Source organism: Marinospirillum sp. (assembly GCF_044810985.1).
Lineage (GTDB): Bacteria > Pseudomonadota > Gammaproteobacteria > Pseudomonadales > Halomonadaceae > Marinospirillum.
In genome coordinates this window covers 2796462-2817318 of record NZ_CP085242.1, presented here as the reverse complement: position 1 = coordinate 2817318, position 20857 = coordinate 2796462, and the positions used below count along the sequence as shown (strand labels likewise).

Genomic DNA, 20857 nt, shown 5'->3' with positions numbered 1-20857 from the left:
TCACAGAAAGGGTAAGTCTTATGTCGGCGACAAGAATTTATGACCAACTCATTATTGGCGGAGGACGCTATGCTGCCTCGCTGCTCAATCAAACAACAGCCAGCGATCAGACCCTTGCTGTAACCGACCGGCAACTGGCTTTCCCGAAAGTGGGCGTGGAGGCAGGTACAGCGGCCCAGCAGCGGGGAGTCCAGTGCGAACTCCTGGCCGGAATGCACGTGGTTGATTTGCGCTATGATTCTCAGGGTCTGCTGCTTGCCAAGACGCCCCAGGGCAAACAGTTGCAGGCCAAAAAGGTCACTGTGGTTGCCGGGGCCAGCACTTTGGAACTGGCTCACCGCATGGGTTATGGGCTGGAGTATTTTCTTCTGCCGGTCAAGGGCTTCAGCTTTGCCGTGGGTGAACAACAGGACAGGGTGCGCTACTTCACTTTCCGAACCCATCCCGACCAGCCTTTGTCATCCCTGGACTTCTGGCGGCTTTTGCGCCTGCACACCAACCCCCTGCCCGTCCTCATGAGTTTATTGAAAAGCGCTGGAATGCGCAGACTGTTACTAACGGGGATGGGGTATCGCCTGCCCTGGATAAAAGACAGGTTGCTTGCCCGCAGAGCCCAAAAACTGAGTGCAGAGGCCAATGCCGAAATAACCATCCTGGGCCCTCTGCCACCCGAACAGCAATTGGTCAACCGCAAGACAGGCCAGCTGGAAACCCAGGAAGTACGCTTACACCCCAGCGAGGATTTGACTTTTATCTTTCCTGCACTGGGTCAGCATGATATTAGCGAGGAGGAACAGAACGAGGAGCAGCAGGAAAGCCTCAGTTCTGATAAATAAAGTTGGTCAGCAGCACCTCGTCAACAATACCTGAACCAACCTCTTCTTCGAGAGCGCGGTTCAGCACTTCTTTCAGCTCCATGCGAATACGTTCCTGACCGCGCGACGTCACCACATTGTTTTCCGACTGACGGGCCAGATTGAGCACTATAGTATTACGCACCAAAGGGATATGCTGCTCTGCAGCCTGGTGAGCACGGGCACTGCCCAGCTCCAGGGTGATGTCCGCTTTCAGATATTTCAGCCGCCCGGGGCCACCATAGTTGGTCACAAAACCGGGGGACAACTCAAGATAAAAAACATCATTCTCAGAAGACTCTTCTTCCTGAGCAAAAGACTGGGCTGGCAAAAACAACAGGCTGAAAGCCAGCAATAGGTACATCAAGGGTGTGCGCATTGTTCTCTCCCTAAGAGCCTCATCAATAGCATCATCTCAAGTTTATAAATTTCCCGCCCCCTAGGCTAGCCTAAGTCACCTCTAAACACGATAGCCAGGGGGTAAAGTCTGGCAATAATTTTGTGCTCCGAAGAATTTTGGCCTTGCACAGCGGCTGATAAATACGTAAAACTAATGGCTCAATAAAACAAGCATCGGGAGTGAATCATGCTGGAATCCTGCAAAAATGCCCAGGAACGTTGGGGTGGTGTCCATCAGCTGATTGACCGCTGGCTCAGTGAGCGGCGTGAACTCCTGGTGAGTTATACCCGCTTAAGCCAGGCTCTGCATGACAATGGCAAGGTGACCACTGCCCGGATTGAAGAATTCCGGGAATTCCTGGTCGATTATTTAAGCGCCGGGCATTTTGAGATTTTCGAGCAACTCATGCACGAAGCCAAGGCCTTCAATGACCAGGAAGCCTTGAAGCTCCTTGACACCACCCTCCCCTGGCTGCATGAATCCACCCAGCAGCTGATGCAGGATGAAGACCACCTGGCTCCCTTAAGCCTGACCGACCTGGAAAAAACCCTGGGGCACACAGGCGAACTGCTGGCTGAACGTTTTGAGCAGGAAGACCTGCTGATTGCCAAACTGCATGCGGCCCACGCCCCTGAAGAATCTGCACAGCTAGTCCAGTGAAATTCCCAGGTTACTGACTCCCTCATTTCTCGCCAGTAACCTGACCCCTTTAAGCAGCGGGTTATGCGGCTGGAACTGGGCCGTCACCTGGCTGAGCAGCTCATCCTGAAAAGCATTTTCATCCGCCATTAGATCCTGGTAACGAATCCACTGCCCCAGCTCTTTTTCATCCAGATCGTCAGGGGCCTGCATCTCCAGATACTGACGCACCGTGGAGCGGGACAGTTTACTGGCGCGCACCGCATTTTCTTCATCCTGTTTAAGCGCCTGCTCAACGGCAACCTCCAGCGCCATGACCGCATCCAGCGCCGGATACACCCCGTAAACCTCAAAATCCTCCGGTTCGGGCTGCAGCTCGGGTAGCTTGTCCTGCTGCACGGCCCAGTTGATTTTGGCATCCTTGGCCAGCAGGCTTTCCCACAAGAGATTCAGCAATTTCTGATACGCCTGGGTGTCTCCAAAAGCCGTTGCTTCGCAGAACAACAGGTAGTTGGGCGCTGCCCTTTGCGCCAGAGCGGTGGCAAAAGCCAACTGTTGCCAGGGCTGCAGACGCCGCAAGCGCTCATTGAAAGAGGGTGGCTTTTTCTCGCTCATGTCAGGCCTCCCAGCCTTCTGCCAGATGCTTGTCTTTCAGGCGCACATAGTTACCGGCTGAATAACTGAAAAAGCGCTTTTCCTTGTCACTGATTGCACGCACCTGACGGGCCGGGCTGCCTGCATAAACATGCCCCGCCTGCAGGGTTTTCCCCGGAGTCACCAGGGCACCGGCAGCAATGATCACTTCATCTTCCACCGTCACACCATCCATGATGATCGCGCCCATACCCACCAGAATCCGGTTGCCCAGGGTACAGCCATGCAGCACGGCCTTGTGGCCGATGGTGACTTCTTCACCTATGACCAGGGGGTAGCCGCCAGGGTTAAAATCACTGGCATGGGTGATGTGCAAAACCGAGCCATCCTGAACACTGGTTCCCCGACCGATGCGAATACGATGCATGTCACCACGAACCACAGCCATTGGCCAGATGGACACATCATCGCCCAGCTCAACATCACCCAGTACCACCGCAGTGGGATCAACAAAAACTCTTTCGCCCAGTTTTGGGGTATAGCCTTGGTAATTTCTGACGGTCATAAAAGATTCAATCCTGCTGTTGATCAAAGAATGGGCACAGCTTACAAGCCCCGACCACTTTGGCAAGTTTTTTGTGCCCCTGCTTGAAACTGGAGCACTAACACCGCATCTCAGTCTGATAGAATGATTTCAATCAATTTTTGCATAGGAAACCCCATGAGTGCCAACAACCCCCTGCTGAACATCACTGACTTACCTGCTTTTGATCAGATAACACCGGAACAGGTGGAACCCGCCCTGGACCAGCTCCTGGCGGCCAACCGCGAAGTGGTGGAAACTGTTCTGGCTCAGGCCAATCCGGACTGGCAGTCCAGCATGGAACCTCTTGATGAGGTCGGGGATCGTCTTGCCCGTGCCTGGTCTCCGGTTTCCCATCTGAACGGGGTCAAAAACAACCCGGAATTGCGGGAGGCCTATGAAAGGTGCCTGCCCAAACTCTCGGAATTTTCCACCTGGTTCAAGCAGCACCCAGGCCTTTATGCCCTTTACAAGCAGTTGGCGGAAAAAGCCGACTCCCTGAAGCTGACCCAGGCCCAGCGCAAGATGCTGGAAAACACCCTGCGTGATTTCCGCTTGAGTGGCATAGAATTGCCTCAGGAGCAGCAGGCGCGTTTTGCCGAGATTCAAAAACGTCTCTCGGAACTCTCCAATCGTTTTTCCAATCATGTTCTGGATGCCACCCAGGGCTGGACGAAACTCATCACCGAAGAAGAACACCTCAGCGGCCTTCCACAGTCAGCCAGGGATTCAGCTGCTGCCGAAGCCCAGGCCAAAAACCTGGAAGGCTGGCTGTTCACGCTCAACTTCCCCAGCCTCCAGCCGGTGCTGACCTACGCCGATGACCGCAAGCTGCGCGAAGAAGTCTATACCGCCTTTGTCACCCGGGCTTCGGATCAAGGCCCCAATGCCGGGCAGTGGGACAATGCTGAACTCATGGAGGAAATTCTTGCCCTGCGCAGTGAAAAAGCAGAACTCCTGGGCTTTGAGTCCTACGCGCACCTCTCTGTAGAACGCAAGATGGCCCGCAGCCCTGAAGAAGTGATGAACTTCCTCACTGATCTGGCCGCCAAAGCCTACCCCCAGGCCCAGCAGGATTTTGCCGAACTCCAGGCCTTTGCGGCCAAACAGGGTGTGGATAAACTGGAACCCTGGGATGTCGGCTATTATTCGGAAAAGCTGCGTCAGGAGCGTTACGCCATCAGCCAGGAAGAACTGCGCCCCTGGTTTCCCGCCCCCAAAGTACTGGAGGGGCTTTTCCAGGTGGCCGGTAAACTCTTTGATGTCGAATTCAAGGCCGACCCCCAGGTCACCACCTGGCACCCGGATGCCCAGTATTTTCAGGTTCTGCGTCAGGGTCAGCCACTGGCCGGGTTTTACCTGGATCTTTATGCCCGGGAAGGCAAACGCGGGGGTGCCTGGATGGCGGATTGCCGCAACCGTCGCCGCCTTTCCCTGCCGTCCGGTGAGGAGCAGATGCAATTGCCGGTGGCCTTTTTAACCTGCAACTTCACACCTCCGGTCAAGGGCCAGCCCAGCCTTTTGACTCACAATGAAGTCACCACCCTGTTTCACGAATTCGGGCACGGTCTACATCACATGCTGACCCAGATTGAAGTGCCTGATGTCGCCGGAATCAATGGGGTGGCCTGGGATGCGGTGGAGCTGCCCAGCCAGTTCATGGAAAACTTCTGCTGGGAAAGGGAAGGTCTGGATCTGATGACCGGCCACCATGAAACCGGTGAACCCCTGCCTCAAGAACTCTTTACAAAAATGCTGGCTGCGAAAAACTTTCAGTCGGCCATGCAGATGGTGAGGCAGCTGGAATTTTCCCTGTTTGATTTCCGCCTGCATCTGGAAAAAAAGCAACCCAGTGCAGCGGACATCCAGGCCCTGCTGGATGAGGTCCGCCAGCAGGTCAGCGTGGTGCCCACGGCTGAATTCAACCGTTTCCAGAACAGCTTTGGGCATATTTTTGCCGGAGGTTATGCCGCTGGCTACTACAGCTACAAATGGGCCGAGGTTCTCTCTGCTGATGTCTTCAGCGCCTTTGAAGAAGAAGGCATTTTTAACCCGGAAACCGGGCAGCGTCTGCGCAGAGAAATTCTGGAAAAAGGCGGTTCGGAAGATGCCATGACCCTCTTCATCAACTTCCGGGGCCGCGAACCCCAAGTGGATGCCCTGCTTCGCCACAATGGGATTCAGGGTTGATGTCTGATCCACGCTTTTTGCTTTTGCATTCTTCCCTGTCCAGCTCGCGCCAGTGGCAACCCCTGGTGGCCGAGCTGGGTGCAAAACGCTGTGTTGCTCTGGACTTGCTGGGTTATGGTCCGGCCATGAAACAGGCCTGGACACGCCGGGAAGTCACCCTGGAAGAGGAGCAGGCGGCCATCCTGGAGCAATTGCCGGACAACTGGCAGGATTTTTCCTGGCATTTGATCGGGCATTCCTACGGTGGGGTCAATGCCCTGAAGCTGGCGCATGATTTCCCCGAACCCATCGCCAGTCTCAGCCTTTATGAGCCGGTGGCCTTCTTTCTTTTGCAGGGTGAGGAGCGCCAGCAGGCACTGACTCTGATGCGAGAGCTGAGTGACCTGCTGGATGCAGGTCAGGCGGACAAAGCCGCCGAACGTTTTATCGACTACTGGAACCAGGCGGGCAGCTTTGCGGCCATGCACCCCAGAATGCAGGAGGCTTTTTCACTGGGCATTTACAAGGTGGCCGCGGACTTTCATGCCCTGATGAACACCCACCTCACCCTGGAACACCTGGCCCGGCAAGTGACCCAGCCCTGCCTGCTGATGCAGGGGGAACTAAGCCAGCCCACGGCCCACCAGGTCATTCAACAGCTGGATTCAGGGCTGACAAACACCCAGGTGGCTCATTTTCAGGCCGGGCATATGGGGCCACTTTCCCACAGTGATGCCATCAACCGGGTGCTTGTCGACTTTCTTCAGCATCACTCCTGAGCGTCGTTCTTGCCAGCCCCTTCATGCTTCCCGGTGTTTTCCAGCTGCTGTAGGGCCTCTGGCTGGTTCTGCATCAGCCTTTCCAGGCGCTCGTTGCCCAGCAGTTGCAAGGGGTTGCAGTCATTGATCACCACCTGCCCCTCCAGCATGCTGCCACGGGAAAACTCCCGGAAAATACAGCGGTTCTCAGCGGGATCATAGTTTTGAATCCAGAGATTGTCTCCCTTCCAGGTGACACCCAGATGATACTGCCCTTCCGGAACTTCCAGCGACATGGAGCCACCATAGCTTTTGACCAGGATCTGTTCCAGATAGAAATAATAAAAGGAATGACTCAGCACCCCCATCACCAAGGCCACGATCAGGGCCAGCTTCACCTTGCCCAAACGCACACTGATCAGGTAAAACACACCCAGAAGTAGCGCAACCACCACCAGCCAGTAAAGATTCGTGAGCATTGCAGACTCCGTATACTTGAGGAATTATCGCTGCAGTATAACCTTCTGGTACTGCCCCTGCTCACCCTGATTGGCACAAAAATCCTGCTCCAGACCATCGGCATAGCGTACCTGCACATTAAAACCGGCTCCCGGCTCATGGTTGAGCAGCAGGGTGCGTGTTTCCCCGGCAGGCAAACGCAGGGATTGAATACTCGACTGCCCCTGGGAGTAACCAAAATCCAGGCGAATATTGTCGATCATCACGTCGCTGTTATTGACCAGTTCAACCTGCATTCCCTTTTCAGGAAGTCCGGCAGACGGCAGGAACAGCCAGGCCAGTAGAAAACCTGCCAGTATCAGAGTCAGTGGATGACGCAGGTATTTTTTCATAAGCTTTGCCTAATTAAATAAAGCCCAGTTTAACCGGTCTGTTCACTGGCTGCGATCAGGCCAAAGGTCGCAGCTTTGATCTGCTTTTGCTAAGCTGGCGCACCCTCACAGTACCGCGACCCGCAATGAATACCGACGAAATCAAAAACATAGGCTTTGGCCGCACTCTCTACCAAATGACCTGGCCGATGCTGATTGGCGTTCTGGCGCTGATGAGCTATCAGCTGGTGGATGCCGCCTGGATTGCTGTTTTGGGCGTCGATCCTCTGGCGGCCCTGGGCTTCACTGTTCCTGTCCAGCAGTTGATTATTGGCTTTCAGGTGGGTCTGGGCATTGCTACCACAGCGATTATTTCCCGAACCCTGGGTGCCGGTGCAGCAGATAAGGCCAGGCAACAGGGGCGGCTTATTCTGATGGCTGGGGTTGGCCTGCTGGCTTTGCTGACCCTCCTCTTGTGGTTGCTGCGCCCCCTGCTGCTCGATTTTCTGGGTGCGGAGAAAGAACTGCGGCCCCTGATTGATTCCTACTGGGCACCCTGGTTGCTGGCGGCCTGGCTGGGTGGCGCGCTCTATCTGGGTTACAGTCAGCATCGTGCCCAGGGCGATACCAAATTTCCCGGCCTGATGATGCTGGCTGTGAGTCTTCTCAACCTGCTGCTGGATCCCTTGTTTATTTTTGTTTTTGATTGGGGCTTGCCAGGTGCGGCCTGGGCAACGGCAGTTTCTTTTGCCTTGGGTGGTCTGATGACTTACCCGAGAATCTTCAAGAAAGGCTGGATCAGTAGCGATCTGCAGGGATTAAATGTGGTGTTGGAAATCCGCAAGCTGTTAGGAACGGCCCTGCCCGCCATGCTCAGTCAATTGATGCCCGCTTTTTCGGCCATCCTGGCCACCAGCCTGGTTGCCGGTTTTGGTACAGCAGCAGTAGCAGCCTGGGGTCTGGGCACTCGCCTGGAATTCTTTTCCATCGTTGTGGTACTGGCGCTGACCATGTCCCTCCCGCCATTGTTGGGACGTTTTTCCGGGGCGGGTGATTGGGATGCGGTGGAGCGCTTGCTGAAACTCGCCGTGGGATTTGTGGTTCTCTGGCAACTGGGCATTGCACTGCTCTGGTTACTGCTCAGCCAGCCGCTGGTCGGCCTGATCACTGAGGAAAACCAGGTCAGTGCACTGGTGCAGGATTACCTGTTAAAACTCCCGGTCAGTTACGCCGCTCTGGGTGTCTGCATGTTGATGGTTTCCGCCAACAATGCCCTGGGCATGCCTTTAAGAGGCCTGGCCACATCCATTCTGAGGCTGTTTGCCTGCTATCTGCCCTGCCTCTGGCTGGGTGCGCAAATAGCTGAGATTTCTGGGCTTTTCACCGGTGCCCTGGTCGGCAATCTTCTGGCTGGCCTTCTGGCCTGGATGATCTATCGCCGGGGAATCACCCTGCTGCGCTCTCATGGAAGCAGCGTTTAACTTCCTCGGCAATCATCCGCAGTCCTTCCGCGACCTGCTCATCATTCTGGGAGTAGGTCACCCGTAAGCATTCATGGCGATGCTGCCAATCGTCTTCATTGGGCATACCGGGGAAAAAATAATGCCCGGAAACCACCAGCACACCCCGCTCCTTCAGGCGTTGGTAAAGTTCATGGCTGGAGATGGGCAGGCCAGGGAACCAAAGCCAAAGGAACATGGCCCCTTCCGGCTGGTGGATGTACCAGGGGCAGGCATCGGCAAAGGCTTCGTGAAGCACCGCAACGGCCTTGTGCATCTTGGCCTGATACCAGGGTTTGACCTGATCCCGACTCAGTGAAAGGATCTCACCGGAACGCACCAGGTTTTCCGTCAACTGGGGGCCAAAACTGCCGGTCGCCAGGTTGAGAATGGCATTGGCACCGCTCAGGGCGCGGATGATTTCCGGGCAGGCAATCACGATCCCCGTGCGCGCTGCCGGCAGACCCAGCTTGGACAGACTCAGGCAGAGCACCGCCTGTTCATCCCAGAAAGGCGTTACCTGGGTGTAAACCAGATCGGGGAAGGGACTGCCATAGGCACCATCAATAATCAGCGGAATATCCCAGTCTCTGGCCAGGGCATGCAGCTTGTTGATTTCTTCATCAGTTAATACATTACCGGTGGGGTTGGTGGGGCGGGAAACACAAAGGGCACCCACCCGCTCATCCAGCGCCAGCTGATCAAAGTCCACCCGATACTTGAAGGTATACTCGTCCAGGTACTCAATCATCGGGCGTACACTGCGAAAGGTATCCGCTCCCAACCCGGCATCGGCATAGCCCAGGTATTCAGGAGCAAGCGGAAGCAGGATCTGGCGCTCTTCGCCTTCCGGTGTGGTTCCGGCAAAGAGGTTAAAAAGCATGAAAAAAGCGGCCTGACTGCCATTGGTCAGGGCAATGTTTTCTTCGCTCAGGTTCCAGCCATAGGTTTGGTTGAGCAGATCCTTCAGAGCGCTGATGAAACGCGCTTCGCCCTGGGGCGCATCATAGTTGCCCACCAGACGGGCAAAGGCTTCAGGATCTTCGGCAATTTTCTGGAATTCCTCACGCAAACGCTCTTGCACGGGCGGAAAGTGCCCCGGATTGCCACCGCCCATCATGATCATGGGTTGATCACCGGCCATGGCTTTGCCCAGGTCATCCATCAGACTGTTGATTCCGGCCTCCTGGGAAAACTTCTTGGCAAAAGCGGTCATCTTCATTCTTCCAGGCCTCCCAGAAAGTTTTTTGCCTGCTGCTGGGTCATGACTTCGGTGGTTTCGGTTTCCACATCATGCAGGATCACCAGCTCCCCTTTTTGCATCTGCTGGCGTAATTGTTCCACCCACTGGCTACTGGTCTCTTCACTGGTGGTGTCATAACCCTGGCGGGTGACAAACACCTCCAGCAGAGCAGCCAGAGTCTCGGCTTCCAGCAGGGTGTAAGGGATTTCCACAAAACGCTGATGCATGAATTTCAACCTTCTTGCTTTTTGAGTAAATCCAGCAGTTCTTGTTCATCCATCACCGGCACCCCAAGAGATTCAGCCTTGCTGAGTTTGGAGCCGGCTGCAGCACCGGCCACCAGTTGACTGGTTTTTTTGGAGACACTGCCGGAGACCTTGGCACCCAGGGCTTCCAGTCGCTCCTTGGCCTGATCACGGGTCAGGCTTTCCAGGCTGCCGGTCAGCACCCAGGTCTGGCCGCTCAGGGGCAGATCTTCACGGCGCTGTTGGGTTTCCTGCCAGGTTATCCCTTGTGAGAGAAGGTCTTCAAGAGTGTCCTGATTATGAGGCTCATGAAAGAAGACACGGAGATGCTGGGCAACGATGGGACCAACATCATCGACTTCCAGAAGCTGCTCCTCGCTGGCCTGCTTCAGGGCATCCAGGCTGCCGAAATACCGGGCCAGACTGGCGGCTGTGGCTTCACCCACTTCACGAATACCCAGAGCATAAATAAAACGTGGCAAAGTGGTTGCTTTGCTTTTTTCCAGAGCCTCGACCAGATTCTTCGCTGATTTTGCGGCCATACGCTCCAGACTGGCCAGTTGTTCAACCGTCAGGCGATAAAGGTCAGCAGGTGTTTTCACCCATTCTTTTTCCACCAGCTGATCAATCAGTTTTTCACCCAGGCCTTCGATATCCAGGGCCTTGCGGCTGGCAAAATGCTTGAGAGCCTCCTTGCGCTGGGCAGCGCAATAAAGGCCACCGGTGCAGCGGTAAGCGGCTTCACCTTCGGCCCTTTCCACATGCGAGCCGCACACAGGGCATTGCGTTGGTGCATGAATACTGCGGGCCTCGGCAGGGCGTTCCGCCAGGATCACCTTGGCCACCTGGGGGATGACATCCCCGGCCCGGCGCACGATGACCTGATCGCCGATGCGCACATCCAGACGCGCTATTTCATCCATATTGTGCAGGGTGGCATTGGATACGGTGACACCGGCCACCTGCACCGGTTCCAATCGGGCTACCGGTGTCACTGCGCCGGTTCGCCCCACCTGGAATTCCACATCCAGCAGGCGGGTGATTTCTTCCTGGGCCGGGTATTTGTAGGCCGTGGCCCAGCGCGGCTCGCGGGCACGAAAGCCCAGCTCGGCCTGCAGACGCAGGTTATTGAGCTTGAGTACGGCTCCATCAATATCAAAAGGCAGTTGGTCGCGTTTTGCAGCCAGCTGGTCGCAGTAATCCTTCAGGCCCGGATAACCTTTGACCACGTCCAGTTCACTGCTGATTTTGAAACCCCAGTCAGCCAGCTTCTGCATGGCCTGAAAATGGGTTTCCCTGTCATGGCTGGCACTGATGCGCGCTACCTGATAAGCCGTGAATTCCAGGGGACGCTTGGCGGTCACACGCGGGTCCAGTTGGCGCAGACTGCCTGCGGCTGCATTGCGGGGGTTGGCAAAAACCTTGTCATCCTTGTCCCTGGCGCGATCATTCATTTGCTCAAAAGCAGCACGCGGCATGTAGACTTCACCACGAACTTCCAGCAAATCGGGCCAGCTGTCTGCAGGGCCTTGCAGACGCAGGGGGATGGAGCGAACCGTTTTCAGGTTTTCGGTGATGCCTTCACCGCTCTGGCCGTCACCCCGCGTGACACCCTGAACCAGAATACCCTGTTCATAGGTCAAACTGACCGCCAGGCCATCCAGCTTGGGTTCACAACAGAATTCGGGGTTGTCCGCGGCTCGACCCAGATCGCTTAGACTGTCCTGAATGCGTTTCACGAAGGCTTGCAGGCTGGCATCATCAAAGACATTCCCCAGAGAAAGCATGGGCACCTGGTGGTGCACTTCCGGGAAACTGCTGAGAGGTGCGGCCCCCACCCGCTGGGTGGGAGAGTCCGGCGTCACCCACTCAGGGTGTTTCTCTTCCAGTTGCTGAAGCTCGCGAAACAGCCGGTCATACTCAGCATCCGGAATGCTGGGATCATCCAGCACATAGTAGCGATGGTTGTGTTCATGCAGCTGACTGCGCAGCTGGTGCAAACGTTGCGGGTCTTGCTGGGCGGTCATGGGCGTTCCACAAGCAATTACTGGTCTTTCCGGGCCTTAATGGCTTTCAAGCGGGTTTTGCGCTCGAAATCCTGGATGCGTTGACGGTAGTGTTCAATGGTTTGCAGCGTCAGGTTGCTGCGCTGTTCATCCTGAAGTTCTGCACCCCAGTTGCGCTCAAACACCCGTGCGGTTTCCAGCATGCGCTCAAAAATGGCCTGGGGCTTATTGGTGTTGGGCAGGGCCATCACCAGCACCACTCCAAAGCTGGTAAATTCATCCATGGCCTTCTTGTCAAAAGTACCGGGGCTGAACATGTTGACCAGGGAGTAACCCAGCACCGATTTACCCTGCTCCATTTCCACATAATGGAAAAAACCCGAAGGGCTGAGCTGCATGCCGATCATATCCATCAGATAGGCCAGCTTGGAGCCCTCGAAGGGCAGGTCTTCAGGAGCATTGATGTTGATGGTCAAAAACTCTTCAGCCTTGCCCCAGGCCAGTTGTTCCAGGCTGACCAGCAGGGAAGAGCGCAGCTCCTCATCGCGCTGGTCCGTTTCCGGCTTGGCTGGCTCGGGCTCGGGTGTTGCCGGTTTTTTGGGCTCGGGCACTTTATCCTCGGGTTCGGCAGCCGCTGGTGCGGGCTGGGTTTCTGGCGGCTGGCCTGGGTGGGGCTCAATATCAAACAGGTCATCCACTTCCGAAGGGTCCAGGGGCCGACCATCAGCTTGCTGTTCTTCCGTGACCGGGGAAGACTGGTTTTGCAGTTCCTCCTGGAATTCCTGGGCGGTACGTCTGGCTTCGGCATCAAACTCCGGGTCGCGCTCAAACAGGCGACGAACCTCATCAACCGACATGGGGCTGACTTCCGGGTTGGCATCCAGATCCGCCTCCCCCTCTTCCAGTTGCACGGTGTTGCGCAACACGGGAATGGGGTCGTCATCAAAGACGTTGATTTCATCAAACAGGGGGTCAAGATCCTGGCGTGACTTTTTGATTTCAGGATCATCAATACCGGGTAGTTCGCGTGCCAGCTGTTCGCGTCTGGCCTGCTCTTCAGGATCGTCATAGTCGTCCTGCTCACCCCGACGGGCAGCAGCGCGTTTGCGACGAAGAGCATCAAGTAATATCAGCAGGAAAACCGCTGCACCCAGCAGTAGTAACCCTTCTTGCAAACCCATAGAAAAATTCAGCCCCTGAAATAAAAGTAAATGCCTGCTTATATTGGATTAAGCGCATAATCTTAGCAATTTTGTGCACCTGCTTACAGCAAAAAAACTAGCTGGCAACCATAGCAGAAGCTTCATCCAGGTCAACGCTCACCAATCGGGAAACGCCTGGCTCCTGCATGGTAACACCCATTAACTGATCTGCGCTTTCCATGGCCTGTTTATTGTGGGTGATGTAGATAAACTGAATGCGCTCGGACATGTCCCGAACCAGTTTGGCATAGCGCCCGACATTGGCATCATCCAGGGGGGCGTCCACTTCATCCAGCATACAAAAGGGGGCCGGATTGAGTTCAAAGATGGAAAATACCAGGGCCAGGGCGGTGAGTGCCTTTTCACCCCCTGAAAGCAGGTGGATGGTGGCGTTCTTCTTGCCGGGAGGCCGTGCCATGATGGCCACACCGGTTTCCAGCAAATCATCGCCGGTCAGCTGCAGCCAAGCTGTTCCACCGCCAAAAACCCTGGGGAACAGCTCCTGCAGACCCTGGTTGACCTGCTCAAAGGTGGCCTTGAAGCGTTGCCGGGTTTCCTTGTCAATACGCCGGATGGCCTGATCCAGGGTTTGCAGGGCATCGGTCAGCTCGGCATGCTGGGCATCCAGATAGCTTTTGCGTTCATACTGCTGGTCGTATTCTTCTATCGCAGCCAGGTTGATGGCTCCCAGCCGCTTGATGCGTGCCTGGGTGTCTTCCAGTTCATGCTGCCAGCGGGATTCCAGGGCCTCTTCCGGCAGGGTTTCCAGCACTTCTTTGAGGCTCAGTTCCTGTTCGGCCAGACTGTCCAGATGGCTGTCGCGTTTTACCATCAAACCTTGTTGCTGCAATCTTTCCTGTTCCAGCAGGTTGCGCAGCCTTTCCAGTTCGCGATCCTGCTGGCTGCGTTCCTGTTCCAGCAGCCGCTGTTCTTCCTGGGCCTGCTGTTGTTGCTGGCGTAGCTGCTGAACTCTGTCTTCCTGTTGCTGATGGATTTCCAGCAACTCCTCCAACTGCTGCATCTGTTCGTTGCCGGGTTCGGTGGCCGCTTCCAGATCCAGTTGCAGCTGTTCTTTTTTGCTTTCATAACCGGCCAGCTGTTGCTCCAGGCGCTCCAGGGCCTGACCGGCAGCCACTTCCCGGGTCATCAGCTGTTGCTGTTTGATGCGGGCTTCCTGCAGGGCAGCCTGACGCTGCTTGAGCTGCTGACGTTTATGTTCGCGCTGGTGGCGTAGCCCATCCCGGTGTTGCTGCTGCCCCTGGCGCGCTTCACTGTTTTCTTCGACTTTCAGCAAGGCTTCCTGCCAGACTTCCTGATCCTGCTGCAGGGTTTCCAGGAGTTCCTGCTGTTCTTCCTGCAACTGCTGGTGTTCTTCCTGCAACTCGCTTTTGCGTTCAAGCGTGTGATCCAGCTGTGTTTGCAGGCTGGCCTGGCGGCTGCTCAGATCATTAAGCTGCTGTTGCAGGGGTTTGCGCTGCTGAAGCAGGCTTTGCAACTCGGCTTCACTGGCCTGGAGTTGTTCTTGAAGCTCCGCCTCCCGGTCCTGTTGTTCAGCCTGCTCTTCTTCCAGAAGTTCGGCGCTGGCCTCCAGCTGACGCAGCTCCTGTTGACGGGCCAAAACGCCCAGGTTGCGGGCATTTTCCGCTTGCAGCACCAAGCCGTCTGCAAAGACTCTTTCACCCTGTGGCGTCACCAGGCTCTCTCCATCCTGCAAGCTGTTTCGGGCAGACCAGGCCAACGAGAGATTATCCACCACCCCGATTCTGTTGAGCTGCTGCTGCAGGCTGGCGGGTAGGGAGGCACTGTTTTGCAGTTTGCTCAGCAGGCTGGTGGGGTTTTGCTCTGGCGGGGCATCAGAGTGCTGCTGGTAGAGGCGCAGGTCACCACTGGGAAGGTCCACCAGTTGCTGGGCCAGATTGGCATCCAGGGGCACTGGGGACAGGAGTGCAGCCAGCTCACCCTGCAGGCAGGTTTCCACGGCCTTTTCCCAACCGGGCGTCACCTGGAGCCATTCGCCCAGACGCGGCCAGTCCTGCAGTTGTTTTTGCTGCAGCCAGGTTTCCAGTTCGGCATCCTGGCCTTCAAGTTCGGCCTGTTGCAAAGCCTGCAGAGAAGCCAAGCGCCCTTTTTGCTGCTGCAGCTGGGTTGCCGTTTGTTGGCTGGTCTGACGCAGTTGTTGCAGCTCTTCCTGAAACCTTTCCTTGTTGCTGCGGGTGGCTTCCTCCCGCTCATCCAGCTGCAGCAGTTGGGTTTCCAGGGTTTCACGTTCCAGCTCCAGGGCGTCCAGCTGCTGTTCGGTTTCTCCTGATCCGGGCAATTGCTGCTGGTGTTCATCAAGCTTTTGAATGCGTTGACGCAAGCTTTGCAGACTGCGTTCGTGTTGCTGAATTCTGGCCTGCGCCAGCGTCGCCTGGCTTTGATCCTGTTCGACCCGGCCCAGAAACGCTTCCCAGCTCAGATCCAGCTCGTGAAGCTGTTCTTCCAGTTGGTCCAGGCCTTCCTGCTCCAGCTCTTCCGCCTCACTCAATTCTTCCAGTAGGGGCTGGGTGTCTTCCAGTTGCTGTTGCAGCTGTTTACGCTCTTGCTGATCTTCCTGCAGGGCCTGACGGGATTTCTGCTCTTCGCGGGCCAGTTCTTCGAGTTCCTGCTGCAACTGGCGCTCGCGTTGCTGGCGATGGGCAAGGCCCTGCTCCAGGCGCGCAATCTGCAGGCTGGTGTCGGTGAGCTGCTTTTGGGCATGATCCAGGGCATCCGTGGCCTGGGCCTGTTTTTCACGGCTGGTTTCCAGACGGGCCTCGCCCTGACGCAACTGCACCAGGCAGGACTCCTGCTGCAGCTCATAATTGGAAATCTGTTCCAGCACACCAACCAGGCGCTGGTCGGCTTCGCGCCAACGCAGCACGGCCAGTTCGGATTTGAATTTGCGCTCGTTTGCCTTGAGCTGTTGATAACGTCGGGCCGCTTCGGCCTGACGACCCAGGCGCTCCAGTTGGCGGCCCAGTTCTTCGCGGACATCCTCCAGCCGCTCCAGGTTATCCTGGGTGCGGCGAATGCGGTTTTCAGTCTCACGACGACGTTCCTTGTATTTGGAGATTCCGGCCGCTTCTTCCAGATAAGTACGCAATTCTTCAGGTTTGGCTTCAATCAGGCGAGAGATCATGCCCTGTTCAATGATGGCATAACTGCGCGCACCCAGCCCGGTGCCGAGGAAAAGGTCGGTGATGTCCCGGCGGCGGCATTTGCTGCCATTCAAGAGATAACTGGACTGGGCTTCGCGCGTGACCACGCGCTTGACGGAAATTTCCGCATACTGGGCGTAGGCTCCGCCCAGCTTGCCTTCGGAGTTGTCGAACAGCAGCTCAATGGAAGCCTGACCAACCGGTTTGCGATTGCGGGAACCATTGAAAATCACATCCGTCATGGATTCGCCACGCAGGTATTTGGCCGAAGACTCGCCCATCACCCAGCGCACCGCATCGATCACATTGGATTTGCCACAGCCATTCGGCCCGACAATACCCGTCAGGTTGCTTTTGAAGCTGACCGTGGTGGGGTCCACGAAGGATTTGAACCCCGCCAGTTTGATGGATTTTAGCCGCATGCCTTTCCGTGTTAGTGGTTACCAACAACTATTGTAGCTGCTGATTGATTTCCACCTCAACCTGCTGCTGACCTTGGACCTGCAAAACATCGGTTTGCCCTTCCCAATCACCTTCCTGAGCCTGGGGGCGACCTGAGTTGGAAATCCGCGCCTGGATCACCACCTCATCCACCGAGGAGAGGTTGTTATCAGCACTCATGGCCTGCTGATCACTTAGGTAGACGGTTGCTGGCAGGTCGGAAACCCGCAGGCGGGTGACAGCAACGGGTGCTCCCCGACCTTCCTGGGGATGAGCAAAGACAAAGACAGTGGCTCTGGGGTCCACCAGCAGTTTGGCCGCATTACTCAGGCTGACCTCAACATTGAAGCCGACGCCACCTTCTTCCAGCGGTTCCATACCCAAACGCTGGCGGGTCTCATTAACGCCTTCACGCAAGGATTCCCGGGCATTGGCCCCCTCGGCACGGCGCAGCGCTCTTTCCCAGTAACGCCGGGCTTCATCCCATTCCTCTTGCTGGTAGGAAGCCATACCCAGCAGACTCAGAACGGCAGGCTCACCGGGATCAAGTTCCAGGGCCTCATCCACCAGTTGCTGGACTCTGGAGCTGAGGGTATTGCCATCGGCAAAATACAGAGCCTGGGCTTTCTGGGCCAAAAGCCGGGCATTGGGACCCTGCAAACGCAGTAGTTCAGTAAAAGCATCGGCAGCCTTTTCCAGGCGTCCCATATCCATATAGATTCGTGCCAGCAGGGACCAGCCCTCAACATCATCCGGGTTGGCTTGAACCGTATCTTCCAGGCGCTTAAGCAGGCTGCCGAAATCCTGCTGACCTTCGCGGATCAATTCCTGCTGGGAGTAATAGGTTTGCAGAGCGGGCGCATACCCCACCTGGGTGTACAAAAATCCGGCAGAGGCCAAGCTGACCGCCAGTACGGCCAGAGTGGCCATCGCCACAACCTTTTTGCCGGGAAGCTGCCAGCGCTGGTGTTTCTCTTCCCCGGCATCATCCAGCAGCAAGTCTTCAACTTCCGCTTTCAGAGTGGCGTAGTCAGCCTCGGTGATCCGGCCTTCTTCCAGATCCAGTTCCAGCTGAGCCTGTTTTTGCTTGTAGATGTCAATGTTGGCCAGTTGTCGGGCATTTTCCTGGGCCACCAGGCGTTCTGTCAGTCGGGGCCTGCGCAGTGCCGGCCAGATCAGAAAAAGTCCGGTCATTAGGGCCAGCAGGATCATGCCGATCCACATTCCAGTCATGATGAGTCCTTAGAATTGGATGGTGAGGATTTTTCCGAGTCAAGCTCAAGAATCTTTTTCAGTTTCAGCTGCCGCTCTGAAACCGAGTCATTCTGGCTGGCCGGGGCCTGCTTTTGACGTGAGCGCGCCAGAAGCACCAGAATCACAAAACCGCTGAGTATCAAAAATGGTGGCAGGAACCAGAGTATCCAGGTATCACCGCGAACCGGAGGCTTATAGAGGATGAATTCACCAAAACGCGCTTTCAGATGTTCAAACACCTCTTCATCCGTGTAGCCTTCTTCCAGCAGCTGATAAAGCTCCTGGCGCATGTCATAAGCACTGGCCGACCCTGAGTCAATGATGCTCTGGTTCTGGCACTTGGGACAACGCAGTTCGGCTCCCAGCTCATGGAAACGGACGCGTTTTTCTTCACTGCTGAAATCATAAAGCTCGATTGCGGCCTGAGCCGCGGGTATCAGGAAGAGCAAAAATAAAAGAACTACTGCGCGTTTTGCCATTTACGCACCTCCGGCAGGATGGTTTCATCCACCAGTTGCGGGGTGACTTCCCCGGACAGCTGGTAACGGACAATGCCTTCCTTATCAATCAAAAAAGTTTCCGGGGCGCCGTAGACACCCAGATCAAAAGCCAGGGCGCGAACCCCGTCCGGCTCAAAGAGGTTCAGAGTGTAAGGATTACCCTGCTGAGCCAGATACTGGAAAGCCTTGGGACGTTCATCCTTGTAATTCAGGCCCACCACCGGTACGCCTTCCTCGGCCAGGCGTATCAGCTGATCATGCTCTTCATAGCAGGTCGGGCACCAGCTTCCCCAGACATTCAAAAGGAAAACCTCACCCAGCAGATCCTCCCGACTCACCTTGAGATCCTCGTTATCCAGGCGCGGCAGGGTAAACTCAGGTAAAGGTTTGTTCAGCAGAGCTGAATCCCGCGCCGCGGGGTCCATGCTCAAACCCTTGTAAAGAAAAATACCCAGACCAATGAAAATGATCAGAGGCAAAAACAATAAAGCTCGCTTCATGGTTTCACTCCGGGTTATTCGGGCACACGCACTTTATAGCGACGATCGGTGACGGCCAGAATGGCGGCCAGACCGGCAATGAAAGCACCCCACCAGATCCAGCGCACAAAAGGCTTGTAGTGGATGCGCATGGCATAGGCGTCTTCAGCAACCGGCTCGCCCATGGCCACGTAGATATCCTTGAGAGGCCCCCAGTCGATGGAGACCTGGGTCATCGGCATACCCCGAACGTGGTAGTTGCGCTTTTCGGGAGTCAGGGTTCTGTGCAGACGACCCTCACTGTCACGCATTTCGATGGTTGCGGTATCCGCCGAAAAGTTGGGGCCTTCCCGCTCGCCCAGTTGGGTCAGGGTAAACTCGTAGTCTTTGACCTTAACCGGCTCACCAATAGACATGCGCACATCCCTTTCCTCGCCATAATTGGCCACCATGGTGACCCCCAGAACAATCAGCGCAGCACCCACATGACCCCCAAACATACCCCAGCGGCTGCGGGAAATGCCACGCCAGCCCTTTTTGCCACGGGAAGCTTCCCAGATATCGCGAAGACTGGTGGTGACCACCCAGAAAAACAGTGTCAGGCCCAGGGCAACCCAGATGCTCCAGCTCCCATCATAAACCCAGGGCAACAGAATGAAGCCCAGCAGTAGAGAAATCGCTCCAGACAGCCAGATTTTTTTCCGGAGCTTGTCCAGACGCATGCTTTTCCAGTCACTCACCGGCCCCAGCCCCATGAATACCCCCAGCAACAGCATCAGGGGAACGAAAAGGGCGTTGAAATAGGGAGGGCCCACCGAGATTTTACCCTGATTCAGAGCATCCATGAGCAGGGGGTAAACCGTACCCAGAAGCACCGTCAGGGTTGCCACCACCAGAATCACATTATTGGCCAGCAGGAAGACATCCTTGGAAATCAGCGAGTAGCTGGCCCTGGCTTTCAAAGTCGGCACTCTCAAGGCGTAAACCAGCAGCGAGACACCGATGGTGACCCCCAGCAGCAACAACAGAAACAGGCCACGATCCGGGTCATTGGCAAAAGCATGCACGGAATTGAGTACACCTGAGCGCACCAGGAAGAAACCCATCAGACTGGTTGAGAAGGTGGCTATGGCCAGCAATACCGTCCAGCTCTTGAAGAGACCCCGCTTTTCGGTCACCGCTAGAGAGTGCATCAGGGCAGTACCCAGCAGCCAGGGCAAAAGGGAGGCATTTTCCACCGGGTCCCAGAACCACCAGCCGCCCCAGCCCAGCTCGTAATAAGCCCACCAGGAGCCCAGGGCAATGCCGCAAGTCAGAAAAGCCCAGGCCACGGAAGTCCAGGGGCGGCTCCAGCGTGCCCAGGCTGTGTCCAGCTTACCGCTCCAGAGGGCGGCAAGCGCAAAGGCAAAGGTCACCGCAAAACCCACATAACCCATATACAACAGAGGCGGGTGGAAAATCAGCCCTGGATCCTGCAAAAGGGGATTGAGATCCGCACCATCGGAAGGAATTTGCGGCAGATAACGATCAAAGGGATTGGAAGTCAGGATCACAAACAACAGCATGCCGATACTGACAAAACCCAGCACCGACAGAACCCTGGCCAGAACTTCCGCAGGCAGCCCTCTGGAAAAACTCACGGCGAAAGTCCAGCCCGCCAGAATCCACAGCCATAACAGCAAGGAACCCTCATGGGCACCCCAGACGGCACTGAGTTTATAGAACCAGGGCAGGGCTGAATTGGAGTTGTTGGCGACGTAAGCCACACTGAAATCATCCACCAGAAAACTGACACCCAGAAAAACCAGGCTGACGGTCAGTAAGGCAAACTGTGCCCAGGCTGCGGGCTGGGCATAGGCCAGCCATAAAGGCTGGCGGGTGATGCTACCGGCCAGTGGCAACAAAGCTTGTACACAGGCCATGACCAGGGCAAGAATCAATGCAAACTGCCCCAGCTCCGGCAAGTAGAGTATATCCATCAA

General features: G+C 56.0%; 19 protein-coding genes. 5 read left to right on the top strand and 14 right to left on the bottom strand.

Features of this window, described 5'->3' with window-relative positions; all coding sequences use genetic code 11:
• Positions 1-20: 20 nt before the first annotated feature.
• On the top strand, positions 21-836 hold the full coding sequence (locus LG323_RS13330; RefSeq protein ID WP_404417121.1) for a hypothetical protein: 816 nt from the start codon (positions 21-23) through the stop codon (positions 834-836).
• Here LG323_RS13330 and LG323_RS13325 read toward each other — a convergent pair.
• On the bottom strand, positions 820-1233 hold the full coding sequence (locus LG323_RS13325) for a flagellar basal body-associated FliL family protein (RefSeq protein WP_404417119.1): 414 nt from the start codon (positions 1231-1233) through the stop codon (positions 820-822). The two genes, LG323_RS13330 and LG323_RS13325, sit on opposite strands and share 17 nt — an antisense overlap.
• 207 nt (positions 1234-1440) lie before the next feature.
• On the opposite strand from LG323_RS13325, the gene rsd reads away from it, so the two are divergent.
• Positions 1441-1914 carry a sigma D regulator gene (gene rsd / locus LG323_RS13320; protein WP_404417116.1) on the top strand — a complete coding sequence of 158 codons (474 nt, stop codon included), beginning with the start codon at positions 1441-1443 and terminating at the stop codon, positions 1912-1914.
• On the opposite strand, the gene LG323_RS13315 is transcribed toward rsd, so the two are convergent.
• A complete protein-coding gene (locus LG323_RS13315; RefSeq protein WP_404417113.1) occupies positions 1903-2508 on the bottom strand; it encodes a YjaG family protein in 606 nt (201 codons plus the stop codon). The two genes, rsd and LG323_RS13315, sit on opposite strands and share 12 nt — an antisense overlap.
• 1 nt (position 2509) lies before the next feature.
• Complete coding sequence (locus LG323_RS13310; RefSeq protein ID WP_404417111.1) at positions 2510-3052, bottom strand: gamma carbonic anhydrase family protein; 543 nt, start codon at positions 3050-3052, stop codon at positions 2510-2512.
• A 156-nt stretch (positions 3053-3208) separates the two neighbouring features.
• On the opposite strand from LG323_RS13310, the gene prlC reads away from it, so the two are divergent.
• Positions 3209-5260, top strand: coding sequence for an oligopeptidase A (gene prlC / locus LG323_RS13305; protein WP_404417108.1), 2052 nt, complete (start codon positions 3209-3211; stop codon positions 5258-5260).
• Positions 5260-6018, top strand: a complete 759-nt coding sequence (locus tag LG323_RS13300) for an alpha/beta fold hydrolase (RefSeq protein ID WP_404417105.1) — start codon at positions 5260-5262, stop codon at positions 6016-6018. Before prlC ends, LG323_RS13300 begins: the two co-directional genes overlap by 1 nt.
• On the opposite strand, the gene LG323_RS13295 is transcribed toward LG323_RS13300, so the two are convergent.
• The gene (locus LG323_RS13295) at positions 6009-6476 is read right to left on the bottom strand and encodes a hypothetical protein (protein ID WP_404417102.1); all 468 of its coding nucleotides are present in this window, start codon (positions 6474-6476) and stop codon (positions 6009-6011) included. The two genes, LG323_RS13300 and LG323_RS13295, sit on opposite strands and share 10 nt — an antisense overlap.
• Before the next feature lie 24 nt (positions 6477-6500).
• Positions 6501-6848 (bottom strand): hypothetical protein, encoded by a 348-nt coding sequence (locus LG323_RS13290; RefSeq protein WP_404417099.1) that lies wholly within the window; start codon positions 6846-6848, stop codon positions 6501-6503.
• 125 nt (positions 6849-6973) lie between these two features.
• On the opposite strand from LG323_RS13290, the gene LG323_RS13285 reads away from it, so the two are divergent.
• On the top strand, positions 6974-8308 hold the full coding sequence (locus tag LG323_RS13285; RefSeq protein WP_404417096.1) for an MATE family efflux transporter: 1335 nt from the start codon (positions 6974-6976) through the stop codon (positions 8306-8308).
• Here LG323_RS13285 and LG323_RS13280 read toward each other — a convergent pair.
• The 9 genes from LG323_RS13280 to LG323_RS13240 all read right to left on the bottom strand — a co-directional run bounded on the left by LG323_RS13280 (position 8274) and on the right by LG323_RS13240 (position 20854).
• A complete protein-coding gene (locus LG323_RS13280; protein ID WP_404417093.1) occupies positions 8274-9548 on the bottom strand; it encodes a valine--pyruvate transaminase in 1275 nt (424 codons plus the stop codon). The genes LG323_RS13285 and LG323_RS13280 overlap by 35 nt on opposite strands.
• On the bottom strand, positions 9545-9796 hold the full coding sequence (locus LG323_RS13275) for a YheU family protein (RefSeq protein ID WP_310695124.1): 252 nt from the start codon (positions 9794-9796) through the stop codon (positions 9545-9547). Before LG323_RS13275 ends, LG323_RS13280 begins: the two co-directional genes overlap by 4 nt.
• A gap of 5 nt (positions 9797-9801) precedes the next feature.
• Positions 9802-11841: an NAD-dependent DNA ligase LigA gene (gene ligA, locus LG323_RS13270; RefSeq protein WP_404417090.1), complete on the bottom strand. Its 2040-nt coding sequence runs from the start codon at positions 11839-11841 to the stop codon at positions 9802-9804.
• A 17-nt stretch (positions 11842-11858) separates the two neighbouring features.
• Complete coding sequence (locus tag LG323_RS13265) at positions 11859-13001, bottom strand: cell division protein ZipA C-terminal FtsZ-binding domain-containing protein (RefSeq protein WP_404417087.1); 1143 nt, start codon at positions 12999-13001, stop codon at positions 11859-11861.
• A 97-nt stretch (positions 13002-13098) separates the two neighbouring features.
• Entirely contained in the window at positions 13099-16623 is a 3525-nt protein-coding gene (smc, locus tag LG323_RS13260) for a chromosome segregation protein SMC (RefSeq protein WP_404417085.1), read from the bottom strand.
• Between the two features lie 28 nt (positions 16624-16651).
• The gene (gene ccmI / locus LG323_RS13255) at positions 16652-17875 is read right to left on the bottom strand and encodes a c-type cytochrome biogenesis protein CcmI (RefSeq protein ID WP_404417082.1); all 1224 of its coding nucleotides are present in this window, start codon (positions 17873-17875) and stop codon (positions 16652-16654) included.
• Entirely contained in the window at positions 17872-18375 is a 504-nt protein-coding gene (locus LG323_RS13250) for a cytochrome c-type biogenesis protein (RefSeq protein WP_404417079.1), read from the bottom strand. Before LG323_RS13250 ends, ccmI begins: the two co-directional genes overlap by 4 nt.
• Positions 18357-18896: a DsbE family thiol:disulfide interchange protein gene (locus LG323_RS13245; protein WP_404417076.1), complete on the bottom strand. Its 540-nt coding sequence runs from the start codon at positions 18894-18896 to the stop codon at positions 18357-18359. The genes LG323_RS13250 and LG323_RS13245 overlap by 19 nt, the downstream gene beginning before the upstream one ends.
• A 14-nt stretch (positions 18897-18910) precedes the next feature.
• Positions 18911-20854 carry a heme lyase CcmF/NrfE family subunit gene (locus tag LG323_RS13240; RefSeq protein ID WP_404417074.1) on the bottom strand — a complete coding sequence of 648 codons (1944 nt, stop codon included), beginning with the start codon at positions 20852-20854 and terminating at the stop codon, positions 18911-18913.
• Between the last annotated feature and the right edge of the window lie 3 nt (positions 20855-20857).

Bases quoted from the DNA above. Each gene is read 5' to 3' on its own strand.
- LG323_RS13330 (WP_404417121.1), top strand. From the start codon at position 21: ATGTCGGCGACAAGAATTTATGACCAACTCATTATTGGCGGAGGACGC.
- LG323_RS13325 (WP_404417119.1), bottom strand. From the start codon at position 1,233: ATGCGCACACCCTTGATGTACCTATTGCTGGCTTTCAGCCTGTTGTTT.
- rsd (WP_404417116.1), top strand. From the start codon at position 1,441: ATGCTGGAATCCTGCAAAAATGCCCAGGAACGTTGGGGTGGTGTCCAT.
- LG323_RS13315 (WP_404417113.1), bottom strand. From the start codon at position 2,508: ATGAGCGAGAAAAAGCCACCCTCTTTCAATGAGCGCTTGCGGCGTCTG.
- LG323_RS13310 (WP_404417111.1), bottom strand. From the start codon at position 3,052: ATGACCGTCAGAAATTACCAAGGCTATACCCCAAAACTGGGCGAAAGA.
- prlC (WP_404417108.1), top strand. From the start codon at position 3,209: ATGAGTGCCAACAACCCCCTGCTGAACATCACTGACTTACCTGCTTTT.
- LG323_RS13300 (WP_404417105.1), top strand. From the start codon at position 5,260: ATGTCTGATCCACGCTTTTTGCTTTTGCATTCTTCCCTGTCCAGCTCG.
- LG323_RS13295 (WP_404417102.1), bottom strand. From the start codon at position 6,476: ATGCTCACGAATCTTTACTGGCTGGTGGTGGTTGCGCTACTTCTGGGT.
- LG323_RS13290 (WP_404417099.1), bottom strand. From the start codon at position 6,848: ATGAAAAAATACCTGCGTCATCCACTGACTCTGATACTGGCAGGTTTT.
- LG323_RS13285 (WP_404417096.1), top strand. From the start codon at position 6,974: ATGAATACCGACGAAATCAAAAACATAGGCTTTGGCCGCACTCTCTAC.
- LG323_RS13280 (WP_404417093.1), bottom strand. From the start codon at position 9,548: ATGAAGATGACCGCTTTTGCCAAGAAGTTTTCCCAGGAGGCCGGAATC.
- LG323_RS13275 (WP_310695124.1), bottom strand. From the start codon at position 9,796: ATGCATCAGCGTTTTGTGGAAATCCCTTACACCCTGCTGGAAGCCGAG.
- ligA (WP_404417090.1), bottom strand. From the start codon at position 11,841: ATGACCGCCCAGCAAGACCCGCAACGTTTGCACCAGCTGCGCAGTCAG.
- LG323_RS13265 (WP_404417087.1), bottom strand. From the start codon at position 13,001: ATGGGTTTGCAAGAAGGGTTACTACTGCTGGGTGCAGCGGTTTTCCTG.
- smc (WP_404417085.1), bottom strand. From the start codon at position 16,623: ATGCGGCTAAAATCCATCAAACTGGCGGGGTTCAAATCCTTCGTGGAC.
- ccmI (WP_404417082.1), bottom strand. From the start codon at position 17,875: ATGACTGGAATGTGGATCGGCATGATCCTGCTGGCCCTAATGACCGGA.
- LG323_RS13250 (WP_404417079.1), bottom strand. From the start codon at position 18,375: ATGGCAAAACGCGCAGTAGTTCTTTTATTTTTGCTCTTCCTGATACCC.
- LG323_RS13245 (WP_404417076.1), bottom strand. From the start codon at position 18,896: ATGAAGCGAGCTTTATTGTTTTTGCCTCTGATCATTTTCATTGGTCTG.
- LG323_RS13240 (WP_404417074.1), bottom strand. From the start codon at position 20,854: ATGGATATACTCTACTTGCCGGAGCTGGGGCAGTTTGCATTGATTCTT.